We start from the raw sequence: 13,041 nt of genomic DNA, 5'->3' as shown, positions 1-13,041 counted from the left end.
CTGACATCGCCGTTATAGAAAAAACTTATCTTAGAGGCCGAATTCGAAATAGGCAATCGCGCGGGCCTGCGGCAAGCTGGCGGTAAGAAAGATTCTGGGAGCCCATGCCATGTCCGACAGCAAAACCGCCCTGGTCATTTCCGCCCATTCCGCCGATTTCGTCTGGCGCGGGGGCGGCGCCATCGCCCTGCACCAGGAACTGGGTTACAACGTCACCGTGGTCTGCCTGAGCTTCGGCGAGCGCGGCGAAAGCGCCAAGCTGTGGAAGCAGGACGGCATGACGCTGGACAAGGTCAAGTCCGAGCGCAAGCGCGAGGCGGAGAACGCGGCACAGGCTTTGGGGGTGCACGACATCCGGTTTTTCGACGTGGGCGACTACCCGCTCGACCTCGGCAGAGAGACGCAGGACCGCATGGTCGACGTGATCCGCGAGGTCCAGCCGAACTGGATGATGAGCCATTCGAAATGGGACCCCTATAACACCGATCACATGAACACGACCCAGTTCGCGCTGGAAACCCGGATGATTGCCCAGGCCTGGGGCCACAATCCGGGGCAAAAGGTGTTGGGCGCGCCGCAGCTCTACTTGTTCGAACCGCACCAGACCGAGCAAATGGGCTGGAAGCCGAGCGTGTTCCTCGACATCACGCCGGTGTGGGACAAGAAATGGGCGGCGATCCAGTGCATGCAGGGCCAGGAGCATTTGTGGAGCTTCTACAAGAACGTGGCCGAGAACCGCGCCAACCATTTCCGCCGCAATTCGGGTGGAATGGCCGGCGGCCGCAAGGCGGAATACGCCGAAGGCTTCGAGACGATCTTCCCCCGCACGGTGGACGAACTGAAATGAGTATTCAGCCGGGACAGACGGGCGTGGTTGTCACGCAGGTGGAACGCGCCGATCAGGCGGTGATCGACGGTCTCGCGGCCTGCGGTGTTGCCACGGTGCACGAGGCGCAGGGCCGCAAGGGACTGTTGGCATCCTATATGCGGCCGATCTATTCGGGCGCGCGGGTGGCGGGGAGTGCAGTGACGATCCTGGCGCCGCCGGCGGACAACTGGATGATCCATGTCTGTATCGAACAGCTGCAGGAAGGCGACATCATGGTGCTGGGCACCACCTCGCCGTCGGATGCCGGGTATTTCGGCGACCTTCTGGCGACCAGCGCCATGGCGCGCGGCTGCCGCGGGCTGGTGATCGACGCCGGCGTGCGCGATGTGCGCGACCTGACCGAGATGGGCTTTCCGGTCTGGTCCAAGGCAATCTGCGCGCAAGGTACGGTGAAAGAGACGCTGGGGGCGGTCAATGTCCCGGTGGTCTGTGGGCAGGAATTGGCAAATCCCGGCGACATCATCGTCGCCGACGATGACGGCGTTGTCGTGGTGCGACGCGAGGACGCGACAGAGGTGCTGGAAAAAGCGCGGGCGCGTGAGGCCAACGAGGGTGACAAGCGGGCCCGGTTCGAAGCCGGTGAACTGGGGCTCGACATCTATGACATGCGCGGCCGGCTGGCGGAGAAGGGGTTGAAATACCTCTGAGTGCGGGATCGGGGGCGCTGCCCCCGGACCCCCGGGATACTTGAGGAAAGAGGAAGGAGACGGAGATGTCCGCCGGCGTGCGATGCATGTGGATGCGGGGGGGGACCTCCAAGGCCGGGTATTTCCTGGCCGACGACCTGCCCGAAGACCACGACGCGTTCCTGCTGCGGGTCATGGGCAGCCCCGATCCGCGACAGATCGATGGCATGGGCGGCGGCGATCCGTTGACCTCGAAAGTGGCGGTGGTGAAACGCTCGGAGCGACCGGGAATCGATGTGGACTACCTGTTCCTGCAGGTCTTTGTTGACCGGCCGATCGTGACCGACGCGCAGAATTGCGGCAACGTCCTGGCCGGGGTCGGCCCGTTCGCCATCGAACGCGGGCTGGTTGCGGCGCGGGCCGGGGAGACGCCGGTGACGATCTTCATGGAGAACACCGGCCAGGTGGCGGTGGCCCGGGTGCAGACGCCGGGAGGGGCCGTGACCTATACCGGGCCGGCAAGGATCGACGGGGTGCCAGGGACGGCGGCGGCGGTGCCGATCGCATTCAATGACACCGCCGGAAGTTCGTGCGGCGCACTGTTGCCGACCGGCAAAGCCAGCGACACGGTGGCCGGCGTCGCGGTCACGATGATCGACAACGGCATGCCGGTGGTGGTGTTGCGGGCGGCGGATATGGGGATGTCCGGCGACGAGACGCCGGACGCGCTGGAGGCGAACGAGGCCTTGCGCGCCAAGCTGGAGGCGATCCGGCTGGCCTGCGGGCCGCTGATGAACCTGGGGAACGTGGCCGAGAAATCGGTGCCGAAGATGACGCTGGTGAGTGCGCCGCGGGACGGCGGCGCGATTGCCACCCGCAGCTTCATTCCGCATCGCTGCCACAAGGCGATCGGGGTTCTGGGTGCGGTGTCGGTTGCCACTGCCTGTCTGGTTCCGGGCTCGGTGGCCTTTGATCTTGCGCGGCGCGGCGCGGGGCGCGAGCGCGCCCTGTCGGTGGAACATCCCAGCGGTGAGATGACGGTGGTGGCGACGCTGGGCGCACAGGGTGCGGTGGAGAGCGCGGCGATCCTGCGCACCGCGCGGAAACTGATGGATGGAGAGGTGTTCGGATGAGCGAGAAACAGGTGATGGATGCCGATTGGCTGGTGTTTCACCAGAGCCCGTCGAAGCCGAGATTCCGATTGCCGGACGGCGCGGTGGATGCCCATTGCCATGTCTTCGGGCCGAGCCCCGCGTTCCCGTTTGCGCCCGAGCGGAAATACACGCCCTGCAACGCCGGCAAGGACAAGCTGTTCGCGCTGCGCGATTTCCTCGGGTTCTCGCGCAATGTGATCGTGCAGGCAACCTGCCACGGCAAGGACAACGGCGCCATGGTCGATGCCTGCCGGACGGCCGGGGATCTGGCGCGGGGGATCGCCAGCGTGGGCCCCGATATCACCGAGGCCGAGCTTCGCGACATGGATGCCGCCGGCGTGCGCGGGGTGAGGTTCAACTTCGTCAAGCGGCTGGTCGATGCCACGCCAAAAGAGGTGTTCCTGTCGATTGCCGAGAAAATCAAGCCGCTGGGCTGGCATATCGTGGTCTATTTCGAGGCCGCAGACCTGGCGGAACTGGTGCCGTTCCTCGAACGCCTGCCGACCGTGATCGTGGTCGACCACATGGGGCGGCCTGACGTGAGCAAAGGCGTGGATCATCCTGATTTCCAGCGCTTTCTCGATCTGATGGCCCGCAACGACAACATCTGGTCGAAGGTGACCTGCCCGGAGCGGCTGTCGGTCGAGGGGCCGCCGGACTATGAAGACGTGGTGCCTTACGCGCAGGCGGTCGTTGAACGTTTCCCCGACCGCGTGCTCTGGGGTACCGACTGGCCGCATCCGAACATGAAATCTCACATGCCTGACGACGGGCAGCTGGTCGATTTCATTCCGAAAATCGCGCGAACGGCCGAGCAGCAGCAAAAGCTGTTGGTCGACAACCCGATGCGCCTCTACTGGGCGCGCTGAGAGAGGGAAAACCCATGGACCAACCCGGTTTCGACGTTCACATCGACATCCCCGGCACCACGATCTTCGACGGTAAGCAGGCGATGAAAGGCTATGCGCTGAACAAGATGTGCTATGAGTTCAACAAGGCCGAGAACCGCGAGGCCTTCAAGGCCGATCCCGAGGCCTGGATGGAGAAATACGGCCTCAACGAGCAGCAGAAGCAGGCGATCCGTGACAGCGACATCCTGGCGATGATCGAAGCCGGCGGCAACATCTACTACCTCGCCAAGCTCGCGGGCATTTTCAAGCTTTCGGTGCAGGATGTCGGCGGGATGCAGACCGGCCGCACCACCGAGGAGTTCAAAAAATTCCTCAAGAGCCAGGCGTAAGGAGCTGTAAAATGGCAAAAATTCTTGGCGGCATCACCACCTCGCATATTCCCGCTGTCGGCAACGCGATCCAGAACGAGCTTTACGACGACCCGTACTGGAAGCCGTTCTTCGACGGATATCCCAAGGTTCACGCCTGGATCGCCGAGCACAAGCCCGACTATTGCATCAACATCTACAACGACCACGGGTTGGGCTTCTTTCTTGACCAGATGCCGACCTTCGCCATCGGCGCGGCGCATGAATACCGCAACGAGGACGAGGGCTGGGGCCTGCCGTCGCTCGATCCGTTCCCCGGCGCGCCCGAGCTGAGCTGGCACATCATCGAGAGCATGGTGGCGGACGAGTTCGACATCACCTCGTGCCAGGAACTGGCGGTCGATCACGGCTTCGTGGTGCCGATGCAGCTGTTCTGGCCCGGCGCGCCGCATCATCCCGACATGCCGCGCACCGTGCCGATCTCGGCCAACACGGTGCAGCACCCGATCCCGACGCTGAAGCGGGCGCTGGCCTTCGGACGGGCGCTGAGAAAGGCGCTGCTCAGTTTCCCGGAGGACGCCAAGATCGTGGTGCTGGGCACCGGCGGGTTGAGCCATCAGCTCGACGGTCAGCGGGCGGGCTTCATCAACAAGGAGTTCGACCAGTACTGTCTTGATAACATTGTCCATAATCCGGACGAGCTGACCAAGATCAGCCGTCTGGAACTGGTCGAAAAAGCCGGCGCCCAGGGCACCGAGTTCCTGATGTGGATGATGATGCGCGGGGCGTTGGGTGACGACGTGACCGAAATCACCCGCAACTATCACATTCCGATCTCGAACACCGCCGCCGGCACGCTTCTGTTGGAATGCGCGGCTTAGGCGGCTGCCCGTTCCCGAAAGGCCCGGGGGCTCAAGCCCGTTGCCCGTGAAAAGACCCGGCTGAAATAGGCCGGGTCGTCGAACCCCAGTTCGTAGGCGATCGTCGACACCGGCAGGTTGGTGTAGACGAGGTTGCGCCGGGCCTCGCGGATCAGGCGTTCCTCGATCCGTTTCGACGCCGGCCGGCCGGTGGCCGCGCGGCTGATCCGGCTGAGATGGGTCGGGGTTACGGCAAGCGCGCGGGCATAGTCGGACACGCTCCACGCGCTGCGGTAATGCTGCTCGATCAGGTGGTCGAACCGCGCCAGAAGCGGGGGCGTCGCGGCCGGACCCGCAAGATCGTCCGTTTCCATCATCGCTTGCGCGATCTGTCCAAGCAGCAGACCTGACAGCGAGCGCAGGATCTGGGCGCGGCCGAAGCTGCGCGAGATGAAGGCGGCCTCGATCCGGCGGATCGTTTCGGCGATTGGTTCCGGCGCGTCGATCAGGGCCGGGCGGGCGAGAATCCCGGCCAGTCCCTCGGACGGGCGCAACGAGCCGTCGAAGACTTCGGCGGCCAGCGTCACCACATGCCCGCGCGTGCCCTCATCGAACCGATAACCGTGAACGATACCAATGGGGACGTTGATGATCTTCATGTCGCTCAGTGGCAGCGCGCGGCCGTCCAGCGTAGCCTCTCCGCCACCGGATTGCAGCAACAGAACCTGGTGCAGGTTGCCGTGGCGATGGGGAGTGAACTCCCAGTCGTGCAGACGCGACCGCGCCTCGATGGTTTCGACATGGACCACGTCCGGCAATTCGCTGTCGTCGCCGAAGAGTGCGAAGGTCTGGATATGCGAGGCGCCTTCCATCATGTTCGAATCATACAAGTATTGGACGCGCCGGTCCATTCGTTTCCGGCGACTGGCGTGGCAGATTTACCGAAATGCGAGGAGGATATGCCATGGAAACGCAAGTCTGTATCATCGGGGGCGGCCCGTCCGGTCTGATGCTGAGCCAGCTTCTCCATCTCAAGGGCATCGACACCATCGTGCTGGAAAAGCACTCGCGCGAATATGTGCTCGGCCGGATCCGCGCCGGGGTGCTCGAGCACGGGTTCGCCGACCTGATGCGCGAGGCGCAATGCGGCGACCGGATGGATGCCGAAGGCGAGATCCATGAGGGCTTTTTCATCTCGAACAATGGCGCGATGACCCGGGTCGATCTGCACAAGTTCTCGGGCGGCAATTCGGTGATGGTCTATGGCCAGACCGAGTTGACCCGCGATCTCTACGAGGCGCGCGACCGGATGAACGGCAAGGTCATCCACAATGTCGAAGACGTGAAACTGCATGACATCAAGGCCGACACGCCGCCCTTTGTTACCTATCGCGACGGCGACGAGATCATCCGTATCGACTGCGACTACATTATCGGCGCCGACGGCTTCCACGGCCCCTCGCGGAAATCGATCCCTGCGGATGTGTTGCGCGAATACGAGAAGGTCTATCCGTTCGGCTGGCTGGGCGTGCTGAGCCGAACCAAGCCGGTGAACGACGAATTGATCTACGCCCGTCATGACAGGGGCTTTGCGCTGTGTTCGCTGCGCAGCCAGGTGCTGAGCCGATATTACATCCAGGTACCGCTGACCGACAGCGTCGAGGACTGGTCGGACGAAGATTTCTGGGTCGAACTGAAACGGCGTCTGCCGGCGGAGGTTGCCGAGCGGATGCAAACCGGTCCGTCGATCGAGAAGTCGATCGCGCCGTTGCGCTCTTTCGTCGCCGAGCCGATGCGCTATGGCAATCTGTTCCTGGCCGGCGATGCCGCCCATATCGTGCCGCCGACCGGTGCGCGCGGGCTGAACTCGGCGGCCTCGGACATCTACTACCTCTACCACGCGTTGGCCGATTATTACCTCAAAGGTGACGACGAAGGTATTGAGAATTATTCGAAAAAGGCGCTTGCACGGGTGTGGAAGGCGCAGCGGTTCTCGTGGTGGATGACCAACATGCTGCACACCTATCCCGATAGCCTCGACTACGACAAACGCCTTCAGGAGATTGAACTGGAATACCTGTTCTCGTCCGACGCGGCGCAAAGTTCGTTGGCCGAGAACTATACCGGTCTGCCGTTCTGAGGCGCAAATTTCCTGCCAAATGTTGACAACCGGCCCGGGGCACGAAACTCTGGGCCGCGACGGGATCGTAAGCATCCTGACCAACGGGAGGAAAGAGATGAAACTCAAAGCATTGTTGGCGGCCACCTGCGCCGCGGCATTTACCATGGGGGCCGCCTATGCCGAGGGCGTGAAAGTGGGGATGATCACCACGCTGTCAGGCGGTGGTGCAGGCCTTGGCATCGACGTGCGCGACGGCTTCATGCTGGCGGTCAAGCAGTCCGGCCGCGCCGATATCGAAGTGGTGATCGAAGACGATCAGCGCAAACCCGACATCGCCGTTCAACTGGCCGACAAGCTGGTGCAGCAGGAGAAGGTCGACGTTCTGACCGGCATCATCTGGTCGAACCTGGCGATGGCGGTGGTGCCGGCAGTGACGGCGCAGGGCAAGTTCTATTTGTCGCCGAACGCCGGCCCCTCGGCGCTGGCTGGGAAGGGCTGCCACAAGAACTATTTCAACGTCAGCTGGCAGAACGATGCCTTCAACGAGGCCGCGGGCGCCTGGGCGTCGGAGAACGGCATCGGCAAGGTGTTCCTGATGGCGCCGAACTATCCCGCCGGCAAGGACATGATCGCGGGTTTCAAGCGGTTCTTCAAAGGCGATGTGGCCGCTGAAGTCTACACCAAGCTCGGGCAAACCGACTATGCCGCCGAGATCGCCCAGATCAAGGCTGCCGACGCCGATCTGGTTTACTACTTCCTGCCGGGCGGCATGGGGATTTCCTTCATGAAGCAATATGCCGGTTCGGGCGCTGACAAGCCGGTCATGGGCCCGGCATTCTCGTTCGATCAGGGCATCCTCGGCGCCATCGGGGAAGCGGCGCTTGGTGTCAAGAACACCTCGCACTGGTCGAAAGATCTCGACAACGCGGCCAACAAGGCGTTCGTCGAAAGCTTCCAGGCCGAATATGGCCGACTGCCGTCGCTTTACGCCAGCCAGGGCTTCGACACCGCCCTGCTGTTGATCTCGGCAATGGGCAAGGCTGACGTCAAGGATGCCGATGGCTTCCGCGCCGCGCTGGAAGCGGCCGAATTCGCCTCGACCCGCGGCGATTTCAAGTTCGGCCCCAACCATCACCCGATCCAGACCATCTACATGCGTGAGGTCGTCAAGGAAGGGGACGTGGTGACCAACAAGATCATCGGCACCGCGGCGACCGAGCACACCGACGCCTACGCTGCCGACTGCAAGATGTAAGCTGAAACCATCGCGGCCCCGGATGGCGATCCGGGATCTCTTCGCGTTCGTGAAAGAGGTCCCGGAGCAGGTCCGGGGCTGTGTTTTCGCGAACCGATATGTCTCTCATACTCCTCATCGAGCAGCTGCTGAACGGGCTGCAATTCGGCGTGATGCTGTTTCTGATGTCGGCGGGGCTGACGCTGATTTTCGGCGTGATGGGGCTGATCAACCTCGCGCATGGCTCACTGTACATGGTCGGAGCATTTGCCGCCGCCGGCGTCGCAGCCGCCACCGGATCGTTCGCACTGGCGCTTGCCGCGTCACTGGCTGCCGCGGCGATCGCGGGCGTTCTGGTCGAGGTGCTCGTGATCCGTCGACTCTACGACCGGGATCATCTCGATCAGGTGCTGGCGACCTTCGCGCTGATCCTGATCTTTTCCGAAAGTACGCGGTGGGTTTTCGGCTCCTTCCCGCTGTATCTCGACGTGCCGGCGGCGCTGTCGGGGGCGGTCAGCCTCCCGGGAGGCATATCTTATCCGGCGTATCGCCTGGCGATCATCGGGATCGGCCTCGCGGTCGCCGTCATTTTGTTCCTGCTGATTTCCAAGACCCGCATCGGCATGCGGATCCGCGCCGGCGAGAGCGACCGCGAAATGATCGGCGCGCTTGGCGTCAACATCTCGGTGCTCTACACGGCCGTGTTCGCGCTTGGTGCGGCACTGGCCGGGTTCGCCGGCGCGCTGGTGGGCGCGATCCAGTCGGTGCAGGTGGGGATGGGCGAGCCGGTGTTGATCCTGGCCTTCGTCACCATCGTCATTGGCGGTATCGGTTCGATCAAGGGGGCCTTCGTCGGCGCGCTGCTGGTCGGGCTGACCGACACGCTGGGCCGGGTGCTGCTGCCGGTCGCTTTCGGCACCTTCATGGACCCGTCGAGCGCCACGGCCGTGGGCGCGGCGCTGGCGTCGATGTCGATCTACATCCTGATGGCGGGCGTGCTGCTGTTCAAGCCCACCGGGCTTTACGGGAGCGCCTGAGATGATTTCCCGCGAAGGTCTCATCAATACCGCGCTGGTCTTTGGCCTGCTGCTGGTGCCGCTCTGGGCGCATTTTTCGGACGAGCCCTATATCGTCACGCTCTCGACCCGCGTCGCCATCCTTGCCTTGGCCGGCGTCGGGCTGAACCTGGCGCTCGGGCTCGGCGGCCTGGTCAGCCTCGGGCACGCCATGTTCTTTGGCATCGGCGGCTACGCGGCGGGGATCCTGGCAAGCCACGCACAAAGTTACACGCCGCTGTTCGAATGGCCGGTGGTGATCGAGGGCACCCAGTTCATGCCGGTCATCTGGCTGGTGGCGATCGTCGCTTCGGCGCTGGTGGCGCTGCTGACCGGGGCGCTGAGCCTGCGCACCTCGGGCGTCTATTTCATCATGATCACCCTCGCTTTCGGGCAGATGTTCTATTACTTCACCATCTCCTGGCCGGCCTATGGCGGCGAGGACGGGTTGTCGATCTATGTCCGCGACCGTTTCCCCGGCCTCAACACGTTGGTGCCGATCCAGTTCTTCGGTCTGTGCTTTGCGGCGCTGATGCTGGCGCTCGTCGTCGTTGCCCGCATCGCACGGTCGGGTTTCGGCCTGGCGCTCAACGCGGCGCGCCAGAACGAGGCCCGCGTCCGCGCGGTCGGCATCGAGCCCTACCGGTTGCGGCTCGCCGCTTTCGTGATCTCGGGCGCGATCACCGGGCTTGCCGGCGCCCTCTATGCCGACCTCAACCGTTTCGTCAGCCCGGCGATGTTTTCCTGGCAGACCAGCGGCGAGATCATGGTCTTCGTCATCCTCGGCGGTGTGGCGCGCCTGTTCGGGCCGGTGGCCGGGGCGGCGCTTTTCATCATCCTCGAGGAAGTGCTGGGCGGCATGAGCGACTACTGGCATATCTGGCTGGGCTTGCTGCTGTTGATCGTGGTGCTGTTCGCCCGGGGCGGGCTGATCGGGCTGATCGCGGGGCAGGCACGGCGTGACAGCGCGGGCGAGGGGGGCGGCCATGGCTGAGCCCGTTCTGAAGATCGAAGGCATCTCCAAGAGCTTCGGGGCGCTGAAAGCCTCCGACGACGTGTCGCTGGACCTGGTCCCGGGCGAGATCCACGCGCTGATCGGTCCCAACGGGGCGGGCAAGACCACGCTGATTGCACAGATCGCGGGCAGTCTGCAGCCGGACCGGGGCAGGGTGCATCTCGAGGGACGCGACGTGACGGCGCTCGACACCGTGGCGCGTGCACGCGCCGGTCTTGGGCGGACGTTCCAGATCTCTTCGCTGGCGATGGAAGATTCGGTGCTTCAGAACGCCGTTCTGGGGGCGCTCGGGGCACGGCAGAAGCCGTTGGGCCTGTTCGCCCGGGTGATGAAGGATCGCGATCTGACCGAGGTCGCCATGCAGGCGCTGCGCGAGGTCGGCCTCGAAGAGTATGCGAAGTTCCGCGTCGCCGATCTCAGCCATGGCCAGCGCCGCCAACTCGAGGTGGCGGTCGCGCTGACGCTCCAGCCGCATGTCTTTCTGATGGACGAGCCGATGGCGGGCCTTGGCGCCGAGGGCTCGGCCCAGTTGGTGCCGCTGCTGCAGCGGCTCAAAAGCCGGGCGCCGATCCTGCTGGTCGAGCACGATATGGACGCGGTTTTCCAGCTGGCGGACCGGATTTCCGTGCTGGTTTATGGCCGCATCATCGCCACCGGCACGCCCGACGAGATCCGGGCCAACGCCGAGGTGCGCGAGGCCTATCTCGGCGAGGAGGACGCGGCATGAGCCTTCTGCGCCTCGATCATGTGTCGGCCTTCTACGGTCCCAGCCAGGCCCTGTTCGATGTCAGCCTGCATGTCGAACCGGGCGAGGTGGTGGCGCTGATGGGCCGCAATGGCATGGGCAAAACCACCACGATCAAGGTGGTCTGCCGGATGCTCAAGCACCGCGGCGGGGCGCTGGCCTTTGATGGACAGGACATCGCCCGCTGGCCATCGCACCGTGCCGCCCGGGCGGGGCTGGGGCTGGTGCCGGAGGGGCGGCGCTGTTTTCCCAATCTGACGGTGCGGGAAAACCTAGTGGCGGCGGCACGGCCTGGGGACTGGACGCTGGCGAAGGTCGCGGAACTGTTCCCGCGGCTGGAGGAGCGGCAGGGCCAGATGGCGTCCTCGCTGTCGGGCGGCGAGCAGCAGATGCTGGCGATCGGCCGCGCCCTGATGACCAATCCACGGCTGCTGATCCTCGACGAGGCGACCGAGGGGCTGGCGCCGGTGATCCGGGCCGAGATTTGGGCTGCGATTTCGCGGCTCAAGCGCGAAACCGGTCTTGCGATCCTGGTGGTGGACAAGTCGCTGAAAGAGCTCGGCCTGGTGGCCGACCGGGGCGTGATTCTCGAACGCGGCAAAACCGTATGGCAAGGCAAGTTTGCCGACCTGGACCAACTGACCCGTGATCGTTTCCTGGGCGTGTGACGCGAATTTTTTCAGAAAAATTGAGCATTTCGTAGTTCGTGGGCGCGGCGCGCTGTCAGCAAAAAATTTACCAATTGATAAAAAATGAATCTGTGTCACCCTGTATCTAGGAAGAACAGGGAGATTTTTTGCCATGGCGCATTCCCCGCGAACACCGGGCATCGTGGCGGGTCGGCTGGCGTCCGACACGCTGGCGCGGAACTTCGCCGACCTGCATCCGCCGCTGGATGCGCACGAGGCGCGTGTCGCGGCCGACCGCTGCTATTTCTGTCACGACGCGCCCTGCATGGAGGCCTGTCCGACCGCGATCGACATTCCGCTCTTCATCCGCCAGATCGCGACCGAAACGCCGCTGGCGGCGGCGGCGACGATCCTGAGCCAGAACATCCTGGGCGGCATGTGCGCCCGGGTCTGCCCGACCGAGACGCTGTGCGAAGAGGTCTGCGTGCGCGAGACCGCCGAGGGCAAACCGGTCGAGATTGGGCGGTTGCAGCGCTTTGCCACCGATACCGCGATGGCCCAGGGGCCGCAGCCGTTCTCCCGTGCGGCGCCCACTGGCAAGTCGGTGGCCGTTGTGGGCGCGGGTCCGGCTGGTCTGGCCTGCGCCCACCGCCTCGCGATGCATGGGCATGACGTGGTGGTGTTCGATGCGCGGGAAAAACCCGGTGGTCTCAACGAGTTTGGAATCGCCGCCTACAAAAGCACCGGCGGTTTTGCCCGGGCCGAAATCGACTGGCTCGTCGCGATTGGCGGGATCGAGCTGCGGCACGGTCAGGCCCTGGGCCGCGACATGAGCCTGGATGCGTTGCACACCCAATATAACGCGGTGTTCCTCGGGATGGGCCTTGCCGGCGTCAATGCGCTCGGCTTGCCCGGCTCCGAGCTTGCCGGGGTCGAAGATGCGGTGGGATTCATTGGACGTCTGCGCCAGGCCGAAGACCTCTCCTCCCTTGCGGTCGGGCGCAACGTCGTGGTGATCGGTGGCGGGATGACCGCCATCGACGCCGCGGTGCAGGCCAAGCTTCTGGGAGCCGAGCACGTCACCATCGCCTATCGCCGGGGCCGTGAGGCAATGAAGGCGAGCCGTTTCGAGCAGGATCTGGCCGCCGAGAAGGGCGTGACGATCCTGACCGGCGTGCAGCCGGCCGGATTCTTTGGTGACGGCGCGGTCGCGGAGGTCGAACTGGCTTATACCGATGGCAGCGGCGAGACCCTGCGCCTGGCGGCCGACCAGGTGCTGATGGCCATCGGGCAGAAGCTTGAGGGCGCGCCTGGTGCGCTGACCATCGAAGGCGGAAAGATCATCGTCACCGGGGCCGGCCGCACCTCGCGGGCCGGTGTCTGGGCCGGGGGCGACTGCGCCTCTGGCGGTGACGACCTGACCGTGACGGCGGTCGCCGAGGGCCGCGATGCGGCCGAAGATATTCATGCCAGCCTGGTAGGCTGAGGAGGGC

The 13,041-nt window shown here is 64.3% G+C and carries 14 protein-coding genes; 13 read left to right on the top strand and 1 reads right to left on the bottom strand.

Going from position 1 to position 13,041, the window contains the following annotated elements:
* Positions 1-109: 109 nt before the first annotated feature.
* From NO357_RS02970 to NO357_RS02945, 6 genes are all read left to right on the top strand, one after another.
* Positions 110-847: a PIG-L deacetylase family protein gene (locus tag NO357_RS02970; protein ID WP_306734121.1), complete on the top strand. Its 738-nt coding sequence runs from the start codon at positions 110-112 to the stop codon at positions 845-847.
* The gene (locus NO357_RS02965; protein ID WP_306734120.1) at positions 844-1,536 is read left to right on the top strand and encodes a 4-carboxy-4-hydroxy-2-oxoadipate aldolase/oxaloacetate decarboxylase; all 693 of its coding nucleotides are present in this window, start codon (positions 844-846) and stop codon (positions 1,534-1,536) included. The genes NO357_RS02970 and NO357_RS02965 overlap by 4 nt, the downstream gene beginning before the upstream one ends.
* Before the next feature lie 65 nt (positions 1,537-1,601).
* Complete coding sequence (locus NO357_RS02960) at positions 1,602-2,648, top strand: 4-oxalomesaconate tautomerase (RefSeq protein WP_306734119.1); 1,047 nt, start codon at positions 1,602-1,604, stop codon at positions 2,646-2,648.
* The gene (locus tag NO357_RS02955; RefSeq protein ID WP_306734118.1) at positions 2,645-3,538 is read left to right on the top strand and encodes an amidohydrolase family protein; all 894 of its coding nucleotides are present in this window, start codon (positions 2,645-2,647) and stop codon (positions 3,536-3,538) included. Before NO357_RS02960 ends, NO357_RS02955 begins: the two co-directional genes overlap by 4 nt.
* 14 nt (positions 3,539-3,552) lie before the next feature.
* On the top strand, positions 3,553-3,909 hold the full coding sequence (locus NO357_RS02950; RefSeq protein WP_306734117.1) for a protocatechuate 4,5-dioxygenase subunit alpha: 357 nt from the start codon (positions 3,553-3,555) through the stop codon (positions 3,907-3,909).
* A gap of 11 nt (positions 3,910-3,920) precedes the next feature.
* Positions 3,921-4,769: a class III extradiol dioxygenase family protein gene (locus NO357_RS02945; protein WP_306734116.1), complete on the top strand. Its 849-nt coding sequence runs from the start codon at positions 3,921-3,923 to the stop codon at positions 4,767-4,769.
* On the opposite strand, the gene NO357_RS02940 is transcribed toward NO357_RS02945, so the two are convergent.
* On the bottom strand, positions 4,766-5,623 hold the full coding sequence (locus NO357_RS02940; RefSeq protein ID WP_306734115.1) for a helix-turn-helix domain-containing protein: 858 nt from the start codon (positions 5,621-5,623) through the stop codon (positions 4,766-4,768). The two genes, NO357_RS02945 and NO357_RS02940, sit on opposite strands and share 4 nt — an antisense overlap.
* Before the next feature lie 89 nt (positions 5,624-5,712).
* Between NO357_RS02940 and pobA the strand changes: the two genes are divergently transcribed.
* The 7 genes from pobA to NO357_RS02905 all read left to right on the top strand — a co-directional run bounded on the left by pobA (position 5,713) and on the right by NO357_RS02905 (position 13,034).
* The gene (gene pobA, locus NO357_RS02935) at positions 5,713-6,888 is read left to right on the top strand and encodes a 4-hydroxybenzoate 3-monooxygenase (protein WP_306734114.1); all 1,176 of its coding nucleotides are present in this window, start codon (positions 5,713-5,715) and stop codon (positions 6,886-6,888) included.
* A gap of 97 nt (positions 6,889-6,985) precedes the next feature.
* The gene (locus NO357_RS02930; RefSeq protein WP_306734113.1) at positions 6,986-8,125 is read left to right on the top strand and encodes an ABC transporter substrate-binding protein; all 1,140 of its coding nucleotides are present in this window, start codon (positions 6,986-6,988) and stop codon (positions 8,123-8,125) included.
* Positions 8,126-8,223: 98 nt separating this feature from the next.
* On the top strand, positions 8,224-9,141 hold the full coding sequence (locus NO357_RS02925; protein WP_306734112.1) for a branched-chain amino acid ABC transporter permease: 918 nt from the start codon (positions 8,224-8,226) through the stop codon (positions 9,139-9,141).
* A gap of 4 nt (positions 9,142-9,145) precedes the next feature.
* Positions 9,146-10,153: a branched-chain amino acid ABC transporter permease gene (locus NO357_RS02920; RefSeq protein ID WP_306734759.1), complete on the top strand. Its 1,008-nt coding sequence runs from the start codon at positions 9,146-9,148 to the stop codon at positions 10,151-10,153.
* On the top strand, positions 10,146-10,901 hold the full coding sequence (locus tag NO357_RS02915) for an ABC transporter ATP-binding protein (RefSeq protein WP_306734111.1): 756 nt from the start codon (positions 10,146-10,148) through the stop codon (positions 10,899-10,901). Before NO357_RS02920 ends, NO357_RS02915 begins: the two co-directional genes overlap by 8 nt.
* Positions 10,898-11,587, top strand: coding sequence for an ABC transporter ATP-binding protein (locus NO357_RS02910; RefSeq protein WP_306734110.1), 690 nt, complete (start codon positions 10,898-10,900; stop codon positions 11,585-11,587). The genes NO357_RS02915 and NO357_RS02910 overlap by 4 nt, the downstream gene beginning before the upstream one ends.
* A gap of 133 nt (positions 11,588-11,720) precedes the next feature.
* Positions 11,721-13,034, top strand: coding sequence for an NAD(P)-dependent oxidoreductase (locus NO357_RS02905; protein ID WP_306734109.1), 1,314 nt, complete (start codon positions 11,721-11,723; stop codon positions 13,032-13,034).
* The last annotated feature ends 7 nt before the right edge of the window (positions 13,035-13,041 follow it).

Source organism: Marimonas arenosa (genome assembly GCF_030848945.1).
Classification (GTDB): domain Bacteria; phylum Pseudomonadota; class Alphaproteobacteria; order Rhodobacterales; family Rhodobacteraceae; genus Marimonas; species Marimonas arenosa.
This window is presented reverse-complemented; position numbering and strand designations above follow the sequence as displayed.

What these genes read in the sequence shown, in the direction of transcription:
- NO357_RS02970 (WP_306734121.1), top strand. Translation starts at nt 110, where the DNA reads ATGTCCGACAGCAAAACCGCCCTGGTCATTTCCGCCCATTCCGCCGAT.
- NO357_RS02965 (WP_306734120.1), top strand. Translation starts at nt 844, where the DNA reads ATGAGTATTCAGCCGGGACAGACGGGCGTGGTTGTCACGCAGGTGGAA.
- NO357_RS02960 (WP_306734119.1), top strand. Translation starts at nt 1,602, where the DNA reads ATGTCCGCCGGCGTGCGATGCATGTGGATGCGGGGGGGGACCTCCAAG.
- NO357_RS02955 (WP_306734118.1), top strand. Translation starts at nt 2,645, where the DNA reads ATGAGCGAGAAACAGGTGATGGATGCCGATTGGCTGGTGTTTCACCAG.
- NO357_RS02950 (WP_306734117.1), top strand. Translation starts at nt 3,553, where the DNA reads ATGGACCAACCCGGTTTCGACGTTCACATCGACATCCCCGGCACCACG.
- NO357_RS02945 (WP_306734116.1), top strand. Translation starts at nt 3,921, where the DNA reads ATGGCAAAAATTCTTGGCGGCATCACCACCTCGCATATTCCCGCTGTC.
- NO357_RS02940 (WP_306734115.1), bottom strand. Translation starts at nt 5,623, where the DNA reads ATGATGGAAGGCGCCTCGCATATCCAGACCTTCGCACTCTTCGGCGAC.
- pobA (WP_306734114.1), top strand. Translation starts at nt 5,713, where the DNA reads ATGGAAACGCAAGTCTGTATCATCGGGGGCGGCCCGTCCGGTCTGATG.
- NO357_RS02930 (WP_306734113.1), top strand. Translation starts at nt 6,986, where the DNA reads ATGAAACTCAAAGCATTGTTGGCGGCCACCTGCGCCGCGGCATTTACC.
- NO357_RS02925 (WP_306734112.1), top strand. Translation starts at nt 8,224, where the DNA reads ATGTCTCTCATACTCCTCATCGAGCAGCTGCTGAACGGGCTGCAATTC.
- NO357_RS02915 (WP_306734111.1), top strand. Translation starts at nt 10,146, where the DNA reads ATGGCTGAGCCCGTTCTGAAGATCGAAGGCATCTCCAAGAGCTTCGGG.
- NO357_RS02910 (WP_306734110.1), top strand. Translation starts at nt 10,898, where the DNA reads ATGAGCCTTCTGCGCCTCGATCATGTGTCGGCCTTCTACGGTCCCAGC.
- NO357_RS02905 (WP_306734109.1), top strand. Translation starts at nt 11,721, where the DNA reads ATGGCGCATTCCCCGCGAACACCGGGCATCGTGGCGGGTCGGCTGGCG.